The following is an 8,767-nucleotide window of genomic DNA, read 5'->3' on the forward strand; positions in this document are numbered from 1 at the left end:
GGCTGCTCCTTCCCCGGCGCTTATCGCGTCCGGAGTGGCTGTCGGCCTGATCTGGGGTCGGTTAGTGCTTGAGAAGCCTAGCGAGGCTTTCCAACCCGGCGAGGTACATGCCCGCCGAGAAAGCTGCACCGATCGCGATGGTCGCGATCCAGAACAGCCGCTGGCCGACACTCATCTCATTCCGGGGGTTGCTCCTCGTTGCGAACGGCAGTTGCAGGGAAGGCCAGAAAGACGCCGGCCTCTGCTCGGTAAGGAAACCAACTCCCCCAGCCTCCCCTGCGCGATCAGCGTGCCGAATCTGATGACTGACCGCGGCTTCGGGGTGGCGGGCTTGGGCGTCGCCGACAATGTACGGCGGTTGATGTATCAATCGTTGATATGGGCCCTTGGATTGCGCCACGATCCTCGCGGCCTGGGTGCGGCGCTCGACGCCGAGGATGGCAAGGGCCTGACGAATCCGCTGGTCGACCGTGTGCGGCGAAATCTTGAGCTCGGTCGCTATTTCCTTGGATGAGAGCAACTGGTCGACGAGCCGCAAACAATCGAGCTGCCCCGAGGTCAGCCGGGCAACGCGCTCGGCCATCGCGTCGACGGTGCGCGAACTCGATGCCTCACGAGGCGCATCCTGCGCTCCGTCCGAATGATCCAATGCGACACCCACCCCGCGTAACATGCGGTCTTCTCCGAGCGCGATTCACCGAAGCCTTAAGTCATCTCTGAGGCTTTAGCCAGTTTTCAGCCGGTTTTGAGCCATTTCGGGATTAACCTTCGATATTTACTTCCGGGAGGCCCGTTTCGACGAGATGCTCTGTCCGAAGTGGAGTTTTATTGCTCGCGCGCGGGCGGACTCGGCCGTCGTTCGAGAAAGACTCGGCGCTTGCGGCCTGCCCGATCGTTCGAATTGCCTCTTTGGCAGTGCCGGGCTGTGTTCGGCCGACGGTGGTGGAGAGGGCTGGATTCGAACCAGCGTACGCTTGCGCGGGCAGATTTACAGTCTGCTGCCTTTAACCACTCGGCCACCTCTCCAGGATTGGCAGCGCAGACCATCGGGGGATGGTCGAGCATGACGATCAGGCCCGCGCAAATGGCGGCGCACCATTGCTGTGTCAACGCGTCGGTCTGCGCTGAGTTGTCGCCCCTCGGCTGCGCCTCGGGCGCTCCACATTTCAACAGTCCCCCCGGACTGTCGAGATGTGCGGTATTATGCAGCAAACGCACCACGCCAACGGGCAACGTCCTCGTCGTCCCAAGCGTATTGACCCCTTAGCGCAGACTGAAAGCGCTTCCGCTCGTCATCCGGCAGTATCCGCCTAAGCTCTCTGCACTCGGCTTTCGTAAACAGCTTGGAGAGCCGGGAAGCTAGTAGAGTCGAATGACCTTCGTTTGGAAATGCCGCGAAACGGTGGCCGTGCTCCGGGCACTCGCCCTCGAACATTCTCTGATGGCTCTGAGGTCCGATGTCCTTTTGGCCGGGTGCGATGAGCAACATCTCGTTCGCTAAACGCGCGTTTGCGAGCTTGAGCCCACAAAGATCACACGGAATGTCTGGTTCAGACATACCGACGCCCGTCTGCGAACATCACTGGAATGCGGCGCTTTGCGCGTCCGACGACAATTTCCGTTGCGCGTCTCGTCCTCTCTTGAACGCCAGTGCAAGGATGATCAGCGAAGGCAGCAAATAGCTAACAAGACCATCGAAACGGAACTCGCCGCCATCCGCTGCACCGAATCCGTATAGAATCGCTGAGATCGGGTAAGTAGCTATCGCGGCAAAGATATGGCTGTGGAGCCGATTCGAGGTGACCCGCTTAAAGATCGCCCAATGAAGAAGCGAATAAACCAAATAGCAGCCAATCACTGCTCCTATCAGAAAAGCTATTAACCCCATGAGCTTACCCCTCGTTCAACGTTGATCCGCCTTTGAAATGAGCGCTGCGGAGCCTGCCATGAGCACTGGCAGTATCACTCCACAGAAAACTCCTGTGGTCCCCATGCGTAGCCGGAGGCCGGAAATGGCGTCCGGCAGGGAGTACGAAGGACCAGCGGTGCGCCCAAATTCCCAAATTAGAAGCGAATGGGAGTAGTCGTACTGGCTTCCAACTCTCCAGAATATGAAGACCAGCAATGCGCTGAGGCCATAAAGCCCATATACGACTATATTCCTCTGCTCTTTGTTCATGACAGCCTCCGCACGCTCACCGGCTTGCGCCACTGAGGTATGCGGACTGGGTTAATGATGCTTTAGCGCCCGCCTCACAGCCTATCCGCAAAACGGACCAAAGTGGCGGAGCAGATCGCGTCGTCCAGGGCATGGGGAGTGCTCACCTCCAGCTTCCAAGCAGCGTTCTCACACGCTGCCCACATCGACGCCATCCCTCCGCCGTTCCAAGCGAGCAGCACTTGGACGAGACCGGCCTACTGCAGCGAGGGGTAGTGCGCCTTCTTATGCTTCTGAACCAGCCGTGAGATGTAAGCCACCGCTAGGTCTTGGTTGTCGTCCCGCTCCCCCGCTCCGTTTATTGCGATGTCCATCTGACGCATCGAGGGGACGTCTTTCTTGGCAGCAACAATGTCGGGCTCCTCGTATGCCTCAGGCTTGAGCGCACCCGCCATGATGAGGAACGTGACGATCCCGTGGTCGTAACCGCGCGCCCAATCTGGATCGCCACGTTCGGCAAGTTCCAACCCACGGTCCAATCCGTGCTGTGGCGCTCCTAAGCTACGCATTGCGTCGAGCATGACAAAGCCCTTGTCGGTCGGATTCAATTTCCGACCGGTCATTGGAAGCATCTGAGCCGAGATGGACCCACCGATGACCCCAAGCACATAAGGGTCGCTCCAAATTCGGTCATCGAAAGCTCTGTCCCAGATAACCCAGAACGGCATGATCGCCATGCGCGCTGCCGCTGCGCCGATCTCAGTCGCTTCACGCCGTGCCTTACCTAAGCCAAACATGCTTATTCCTCGTAGCTATTAGCGTGAACGAGCTTCCCATCGGCATCTTCGACTTCCACTCTCATTTTGTGCATGTCGGGCCTGATTGAGAACGGCTTTGACTGGTCATACCAGTAGCATTCGACTTTGACGGTGCCGCCAGCGTGATCCGCATAGGTGTATTCCCAGCGCTGGCTAAGATCGCGCCGGATTTCACCACCGGCCATTCCCTCGGCCTCTGCCGCCTTCGGCACGTCATAGATGTGCCGGTCTGCGGTCGCCCTGTCGATTGCGGCGACCAGCTTCTCATATATCTCACGGGCCGATTTCATAATCATTCCTCGTGTTCGTAGTCCGGGTCGTCAACCGGGTAGAAACGACGAGAGCCGTCGCGCTCAACATAGCGGCGGCAAAAGGCAGTGCGGCGGCGAACATTGCTCGTGTCGATGTATTCTACCCACCCCATCACATAGACGTTGGACCGCCCATTCTCGTCCCAGTGAAGGGCGGTAAACGGCTCCTCGGACGAGAAGAGCCCAAAGACTGAGGAGCCGCTTGGAATGGCCGTGCGCGGCACCGGGTTATTGCCGTTTTTCCCCTCATAAGGCCGCTGCATTGGCAAGCCGTCTTTGAGTCCCCAAAGGACTTCGCAATGGCTTTCGACGACCCTAGCTTCGCCTGAACCGATGTTGGAAACGTAGAACTGGCCGTTGATCCGCTCTCCGGGGCTGAAGTTGAACGCCTCGTGCTGAAACGGACCGCTGCTGTCCTTGACGACGATGTTTCGAACATGAAGCCGAGGACGGTGCGTGGCATTGAACTCACTTCGGGAGAGATCGACCGAGCGTTTCGTCGTTCTGAGCATTCCCCATGTGACCAGCCAAAGCGCGATGGTCGCAACGGCGAGCACCAGAGTATAAATGGCGATGGGATCGGCAGACCGCTCCGCAAAGGATTGCAGTGGCACCGATCCGGCTCCCGTTCAGTAACAATTCACGCGAATTGGTTTATCAGCAACATCGGCTGCTGAGTTACTAGCCGGTGTAGGCATCGAGCATCTTTTCGATACTGCCGATCATCTTCTTCAAAAGAGCTTTGTGATCTTCCGTCCGGTCCTTACCGGCGAATTTCCACCGCATCTTGCCCTGCTCGAAGTAGCCAAGCTGCCGCCTCAATGAGGCCAGCTCACCCTCCCAATGCGCGATGAACTCGTCTTCCTGCGAGGACATCTCAACCTCCTGAAAGCTCCAAATGACTGATCGCGAAGTGATGATAGCGCTCTACAAGGCAATCGAGCAGCTATATCTGGAACTCATTGGCAAACCCCTCTCCATCTCGGTCGAGACAGGCAACGGGCGAATGCTGATTCAGAGCCTCGGCGGCACGAGTGAAGCCCGCATCTCAGAGGGCACTGCAGCCCAAGCGGCCTGAACCTTTCGCTTCGCTTCGAAGCGTCGGGCAATGGCAGTCTGAATCTGCTCGGGCGTATCCCAGCCACTCGCGTCGTATGACTTCGTAGATGACGACGCCACGATTTCTGCTGGGAGACCAACGGTGGTGTTTGAAAAGCATGTGTTCTCGGGAGCCCTGCTTAACTGTGTGGCGAAGTCTTTGAGTCCCGCAGCAATCGCGGCCAGAGCTTGCTTCGCGGCCTCGAACTCAGCATTCGTCTTGAGATAGTTTTCAATGGCAGTCATCGACCTCTTCACCTCCAATGGAGAGGCTAGTGAGGCCGCGTGGGCAAGTCCACAGTAAGAGCCGCGACGTCGCACCTCATTGCCCGAGCGAGCCGCACCAGAGCCGTGAACGTCAGGTTGTGCTCCCCACGCTCGATCCGGCCAACATAGCTGCGATCCATTCCGGCAACGTGCGCTAATCCCTCTTGTGACATCCCAAGCTCGCTCCTGCGGGCGCGGATGCGCTTTCCAAGTATGTCGAGATAGGGATCGCTCACCCCGACAGTGAGCGGTCGTGGTGATTACTCGTCCACGGCGTATTGATCCCGTTGTTAACCTTTGGCGCTTACGTCTCGCCTGCCGAGCGAACGGGAGAGCGAGTGGTGAGTGAGAAGTCGTCGGCAGCAGTAGGCTGCTTCGGTGTCCTTGGAATGATTTTGGTAGCTTCGTGTGTGTTCGCTGGCTCGCATGATAAGCCAGTGAAAACCGAGGCAGAGGCAACACCGCAGGTCGAGACTCAGACAACCACTGCTGAAAGTGGTTCGGACAGCACATCGTCAGACGGGTCGGCTCCTAGCTCGGCAGATGTTTCGAAAGCCCAGGGCACTGTCGCCTTCATCATCGGCCTCAACGGCTATCACTGCGTCAAGGTGATCGATGCCCATAAGGCCACTTCGACCCTGTACGACGTAACCTGCATCACGGACCATCACGGCCACCAAACAACTTACATGGTCAATGCCGAGACCAACGACGCGACACCAATCTGATGGTCGTTTTCATCCTGCTCGTGATCCTTGTCGCCTTGGTTGGTGGCAAGAACGGCGGCTTGCTCGTTAGAGGCATTCTCGGGTTGATATTTGGAGCGGTACTGATGATGGCTGGCTGCGCTATTGTGTGATCGAGGCCTCGACCAGCCCGACCGCGAAGATCCGATCCAGCTTCGGCAGCAGCCGTTTGAAGAGGCGAGAATCCCGCTTTGATTGCGCTGCCCTCAACCGGACATCTCTCAACAACTCTTCGCGAGCGACATACTCGGCGACCATCCGGTATTCGGTTTGCAACTCGGCTGGTCCTTGCTCCGCGAGCCTCAGCAAGTGAGCCAGTGATCGGTTGCTCTTGAGCCGGTTGGCCCTGTCGCTGATCACACGGATGTTGCCGGGGACGTAGCCCAATGATGGGTCTATGCGGTCGAGTGATGGCGAAGCCGGAGACCGGTCGCTGCCCACCACCAGAGGGATACCAAGGACAGGGCAGACATCCGGCGTGATGATGTCCTCTCGCCTGATCGTGAAGTCGAGACGGCGATTTTGAGCACGTTTCCGAGCCCTGTCGAAGAGAGCGTAGCCGGGCATCTCAATCCTGCGCCGACGTAGATAGGCTCGCATGTAAGCCGCATTGCATTCAGAGCAGGTGTCGCGTTTCGAAGGTCGTCCGTGCATCGGACACACTGTTGGGAGCTTCGGCCTCACTCCGGAAGCTCCATCACGATCTGTATGCGATTTGCCGGTATGAGCACCGGGCAGTCGGTCGCCTCACCGGCAATCTCGACCATGCGGCCTTCGATGTAACGAGCCCGAGCTATCCAGTGATGGAGCTCGGCAACATTGCGGGCTTCCATCTCTAAAATGGGCGATTGCGGCGTCCCTATCATGCAGAACTTGAATCGGGTCATCACGCGGCAGCCCTCAAGTGCCGTTGCCAATAGCCCTTCCACTGGCGTGACACCGGATGGTGGAGACCTGCCGCGACGATGGTCAGGAACTGCTCGCCGTTCGAGATGCGGCGGTTCGTTTCCCGCCAAGCCAACTCGGCCACGTAGTTCTCCGTGTAGGTATGGGCGATGTGATGATGGACGCCCATGATTGAGCGCTTGAGCCGCGAGTGGAAAGACTCACATTGATTGGTGTTCACGCCATCCAGTGAAGCCCACATTTTGGAGTGATCGATGCGCCGCATATCGAACGCGGCGTGGAGAGCATCATAAGTTTTCGCTTCGTCAGCGAAGCCGATACTGCCCGGTTCCAAGCGGTCCATGATCTCAGGGAGGCCTTGCCGCTCGGATTTGGCGACGAATGCGAGGACGCGACCACCGCGTTCGACCATCGTAATGATGCACTTTTTCCGGCCCGTCTGGTTCTCAAGGTACCGAGCATCACGGTGGTTCTTCTTCTCCCGTGCTGGCTTAACGTAGCCGCCAGTATAGGTGGCATCCATCTCCACCTCAGTGCCGACGCCGCCCAGCGTGACCGCCTGCAATGCCTTCATCGCCTCGCGAAGCTTGTGCAGCAGCACGAAGGCGGTCCGGTAATTGCACTGCATTTCGCGGCTCAGTTGGAGGGCGCTCACGCCCTTGGCTCCGTTGGCAAACTTGGCGATGGCGTAGAGGATATCGCGGATCGCCAGCTTGCGACCGGCGAAGATGGTGCCCGCCGTTAGGCTGAACTGCTTGTCGCAAGCCTTGCACTTGAACAGGCGGCGGACGCCCGGTTCCGCCTCCTTATTCTTGCCTCGCGAGGGCAGCTTGGCCGTGATGTGATAGACGACGACGCAGCCACAAGCGGGGCAGAACGGCTCTCCGTCCGTTTCCGCATACCGGATTTTGACGAAGGCGGCATACGCCTCTTCTTCGGACATGCGGGCGACCTGCTTAGTGCTAAGCGTCTTGGCCCGTGCCGAGAGAAGAAAGTGTTGTGCCATGTCCTCCGCTGCGTTAATTTCGCAGCGGATGTGCCACATATGTCCCGGATGTGCAACATCCTGATGACCGCTAAGTGGGACAATTGTAGCAGATGTGTGGTCATATGTCCCAGATTGAGAACGGCGAGGCGAAGCGCATCCTCCGGGCCGAAATGGTCCGACGAGGCGTCAGCTATGATGATCTAGCGAGGCTGCTGGCCGAAGCAGGGGTGAAGGAGACCAACAAGAGCCTGCGGAGCAAGCTCAGCCGTGGCTCCTTCACCGCCGACTTCTTCCTTAAAGCCCTACTGGCCATGGGCGCTAACGCGCTGAGATTAGGCGACTAAAATAGGGCTGGACTCCGCAGTAGACGCAGAGTAATTCCGTATTATCGCGCAGTTGATCTGCACGGTAGCCTCACTTCCTAGCTCCAATAGGGCGTGCGGGTTCAGAGCCACCGGTCAGCGAGAACTGACCGGTGGTTCGCCTTCTCAGGCGAAGAACGCCGTCTAGTGCCTAAAAATCCCAGCGCAAGCGGTTTTTTGTTTGCCTACGGCAGTTGCTTACTCGATGTCAGCGCCGCTTAGCGTTACCGTTACTTTCGCTTTACGTTAGTAATACTTTACACTCCCGTGGAATCCCCGATGTGGGGATTGCCGATCGCCCACCACAGACAGGGCGTTCGGCCCTCGTCCCGCATCACCGATACACCCTCCCACACTCGCAAGCCGCCTTCGATGTTCGACCTGATCCGCTCCCACAACGGCTGGTCGAGATCGAACAGGCCTTGCTCGTCCAACACGGCGTCGGTGATCTCCCGAGTCGTCATCTTCTTCGTTGCCGCTTTGAGGACGTCTAGCGCCACCCTACGACCGTCGCCGAAGGCAATCGGACTGCGGTGACCATTCGGCTTGATCGGGATGACTGTCTCGCGGTTCCAAGTCGGATCAAGGTCGGTCAACACGACATCGATCCCGTCGATCACCTTATCCAGATGTGCGAGATGTTCTTTAGTGGCAGGAAGCTCCTGCACCATCGCGTCGATGCGTTCGATTTTGCGAATAACCTGCTGGCGCTCGCCCATGACCCGAGCGATGCGATCCTTAAGGTTCGAGGAGATGTTGCTCTGTCCCATTGCCTTTAATCCTTCTGCGACAGTCCGTGGAGTCGTCGAAGGATACGGAAGGCGTGGGTTTTTCAGCTAGTTAGCTGTTGGTGCGTTTGCTGCATAATACCGGAGATGTGGAGCGGGTGAAGGGAATCGAACCCTCGTCGTAAGCTTGGAAGGCTTCTGCTCTACCATTGAGCTACACCCGCTCGAGCCACGGCCAATGCCATTTGCGGCGCGAGGGCGTCAACCGAATAGCCGGTTGACCGGGCCCAAGCGCCTGCCGTACCACGCGAATCGCATGACGAACCTGGTCGCCATCTCCGCTTCATCGACCGCTCGCCGCTGGTGGTGGCGTTCGATGACCCTT

Annotated in this window: 15 protein-coding genes and 2 tRNA genes; 4 read left to right on the forward strand and 13 right to left on the reverse strand. The window is 58.2% G+C overall.

All coding sequences use genetic code 11. The annotated features are described in order from the left end of the window. Nucleotides 1-61: 61 nt before the first annotated feature. The 7 genes from ACJ8FR_RS01120 to ACJ8FR_RS01150 form a co-directional block, all read right to left on the reverse strand. The gene (locus tag ACJ8FR_RS01120; RefSeq protein WP_407826758.1) at nt 62-649 is read right to left on the reverse strand and encodes a helix-turn-helix transcriptional regulator; all 588 of its coding nucleotides are present in this window, start codon (nt 647-649) and stop codon (nt 62-64) included. Between the two features lie 291 nt (nt 650-940). After that, a tRNA-Tyr gene (locus tag ACJ8FR_RS01125) sits at nt 941-1,026 on the reverse strand. 553 nt (nt 1,027-1,579) lie between these two features. Then, nucleotides 1,580-1,858 carry a hypothetical protein gene (locus tag ACJ8FR_RS01130; RefSeq protein WP_407826759.1) on the reverse strand — a complete coding sequence of 93 codons (279 nt, stop codon included), beginning with the start codon at nt 1,856-1,858 and terminating at the stop codon, nt 1,580-1,582. 557 nt (nt 1,859-2,415) lie between these two features. Further along, entirely contained in the window at nt 2,416-2,955 is a 540-nt protein-coding gene (locus ACJ8FR_RS01135; RefSeq protein ID WP_407826760.1) for a hypothetical protein, read from the reverse strand. A 2-nt stretch (nt 2,956-2,957) separates the two neighbouring features. Continuing rightward, the gene (locus ACJ8FR_RS01140; protein ID WP_407826761.1) at nt 2,958-3,266 is read right to left on the reverse strand and encodes a hypothetical protein; all 309 of its coding nucleotides are present in this window, start codon (nt 3,264-3,266) and stop codon (nt 2,958-2,960) included. Nucleotides 3,267-3,268: 2 nt separating this feature from the next. Next, the gene (locus ACJ8FR_RS01145; protein ID WP_407826762.1) at nt 3,269-3,901 is read right to left on the reverse strand and encodes a hypothetical protein; all 633 of its coding nucleotides are present in this window, start codon (nt 3,899-3,901) and stop codon (nt 3,269-3,271) included. A gap of 67 nt (nt 3,902-3,968) precedes the next feature. After that, on the reverse strand, nt 3,969-4,163 hold the full coding sequence (locus ACJ8FR_RS01150; RefSeq protein ID WP_407826763.1) for a hypothetical protein: 195 nt from the start codon (nt 4,161-4,163) through the stop codon (nt 3,969-3,971). A 22-nt stretch (nt 4,164-4,185) separates the two neighbouring features. Here ACJ8FR_RS01150 and ACJ8FR_RS01155 point away from each other — a divergent pair, with 22 nt between their 5' ends. Continuing rightward, nucleotides 4,186-4,365: a hypothetical protein gene (locus tag ACJ8FR_RS01155; RefSeq protein ID WP_407826764.1), complete on the forward strand. Its 180-nt coding sequence runs from the start codon at nt 4,186-4,188 to the stop codon at nt 4,363-4,365. Nucleotides 4,366-4,657: 292 nt separating this feature from the next. Here ACJ8FR_RS01155 and ACJ8FR_RS01160 read toward each other — a convergent pair whose 3' ends face one another. Beyond that, on the reverse strand, nt 4,658-4,888 hold the full coding sequence (locus tag ACJ8FR_RS01160; protein ID WP_407826765.1) for a helix-turn-helix domain-containing protein: 231 nt from the start codon (nt 4,886-4,888) through the stop codon (nt 4,658-4,660). A 105-nt stretch (nt 4,889-4,993) separates the two neighbouring features. Here ACJ8FR_RS01160 and ACJ8FR_RS01165 point away from each other — a divergent pair, with 105 nt between their 5' ends. Together ACJ8FR_RS01165 and ACJ8FR_RS01170 are read left to right on the forward strand one after the other, a co-directional pair. Then, nucleotides 4,994-5,380 carry a hypothetical protein gene (locus ACJ8FR_RS01165; RefSeq protein WP_407826766.1) on the forward strand — a complete coding sequence of 129 codons (387 nt, stop codon included), beginning with the start codon at nt 4,994-4,996 and terminating at the stop codon, nt 5,378-5,380. Beyond that, nucleotides 5,380-5,511, forward strand: a complete 132-nt coding sequence (locus tag ACJ8FR_RS01170; protein ID WP_407826767.1) for a hypothetical protein — start codon at nt 5,380-5,382, stop codon at nt 5,509-5,511. Before ACJ8FR_RS01165 ends, ACJ8FR_RS01170 begins: the two co-directional genes overlap by 1 nt. Here the strand turns inward: ACJ8FR_RS01170 and ACJ8FR_RS01175 are convergent. The 3 genes from ACJ8FR_RS01175 to ACJ8FR_RS01185 all read right to left on the reverse strand — a co-directional run bounded on the left by ACJ8FR_RS01175 (nt 5,501) and on the right by ACJ8FR_RS01185 (nt 7,310). After that, entirely contained in the window at nt 5,501-5,965 is a 465-nt protein-coding gene (locus tag ACJ8FR_RS01175; protein WP_407826768.1) for a hypothetical protein, read from the reverse strand. The two genes, ACJ8FR_RS01170 and ACJ8FR_RS01175, sit on opposite strands and share 11 nt — an antisense overlap. 113 nt (nt 5,966-6,078) lie before the next feature. Further along, a complete protein-coding gene (locus ACJ8FR_RS01180; RefSeq protein ID WP_407826769.1) occupies nt 6,079-6,285 on the reverse strand; it encodes a hypothetical protein in 207 nt (68 codons plus the stop codon). After that, nucleotides 6,285-7,310 (reverse strand): IS1595 family transposase, encoded by a 1,026-nt coding sequence (locus ACJ8FR_RS01185; protein WP_407826770.1) that lies wholly within the window; start codon nt 7,308-7,310, stop codon nt 6,285-6,287. Before ACJ8FR_RS01185 ends, ACJ8FR_RS01180 begins: the two co-directional genes overlap by 1 nt. 104 nt (nt 7,311-7,414) lie before the next feature. On the opposite strand from ACJ8FR_RS01185, the gene ACJ8FR_RS01190 reads away from it, so the two are divergent. Beyond that, entirely contained in the window at nt 7,415-7,636 is a 222-nt protein-coding gene (locus ACJ8FR_RS01190; RefSeq protein WP_407826771.1) for a DUF6471 domain-containing protein, read from the forward strand. A gap of 275 nt (nt 7,637-7,911) precedes the next feature. Here the strand turns inward: ACJ8FR_RS01190 and ACJ8FR_RS01195 are convergent, their stop codons facing one another. Next, a complete protein-coding gene (locus ACJ8FR_RS01195; protein ID WP_407826772.1) occupies nt 7,912-8,424 on the reverse strand; it encodes a hypothetical protein in 513 nt (170 codons plus the stop codon). A 108-nt stretch (nt 8,425-8,532) separates the two neighbouring features. Next, nucleotides 8,533-8,606: transfer RNA gene (locus ACJ8FR_RS01200), tRNA-Gly, on the reverse strand. Between the last annotated feature and the right edge of the window lie 161 nt (nt 8,607-8,767).

Origin of the sequence: Sphingomonas sp. (assembly GCF_045810705.1) — a bacterium.
GTDB lineage: Bacteria > Pseudomonadota > Alphaproteobacteria > Sphingomonadales > Sphingomonadaceae > Sphingomicrobium.

Excerpts from the sequence above, each read along its gene's own strand:
- ACJ8FR_RS01135 (WP_407826760.1), bottom strand. The coding sequence starts at position 2,955 with ATGTTTGGCTTAGGTAAGGCACGGCGTGAAGCGACTGAGATCGGCGCA.
- ACJ8FR_RS01140 (WP_407826761.1), bottom strand. The coding sequence starts at position 3,266 with ATGAAATCGGCCCGTGAGATATATGAGAAGCTGGTCGCCGCAATCGAC.
- ACJ8FR_RS01150 (WP_407826763.1), bottom strand. The coding sequence starts at position 4,163 with ATGTCCTCGCAGGAAGACGAGTTCATCGCGCATTGGGAGGGTGAGCTG.
- ACJ8FR_RS01155 (WP_407826764.1), top strand. The coding sequence starts at position 4,186 with ATGACTGATCGCGAAGTGATGATAGCGCTCTACAAGGCAATCGAGCAG.
- ACJ8FR_RS01170 (WP_407826767.1), top strand. The coding sequence starts at position 5,380 with ATGGTCGTTTTCATCCTGCTCGTGATCCTTGTCGCCTTGGTTGGTGGC.
- ACJ8FR_RS01175 (WP_407826768.1), bottom strand. The coding sequence starts at position 5,965 with ATGCCCGGCTACGCTCTCTTCGACAGGGCTCGGAAACGTGCTCAAAAT.
- ACJ8FR_RS01180 (WP_407826769.1), bottom strand. The coding sequence starts at position 6,285 with ATGACCCGATTCAAGTTCTGCATGATAGGGACGCCGCAATCGCCCATT.
- ACJ8FR_RS01185 (WP_407826770.1), bottom strand. The coding sequence starts at position 7,310 with ATGGCACAACACTTTCTTCTCTCGGCACGGGCCAAGACGCTTAGCACT.
- ACJ8FR_RS01190 (WP_407826771.1), top strand. The coding sequence starts at position 7,415 with ATGTCCCAGATTGAGAACGGCGAGGCGAAGCGCATCCTCCGGGCCGAA.
- ACJ8FR_RS01195 (WP_407826772.1), bottom strand. The coding sequence starts at position 8,424 with ATGGGACAGAGCAACATCTCCTCGAACCTTAAGGATCGCATCGCTCGG.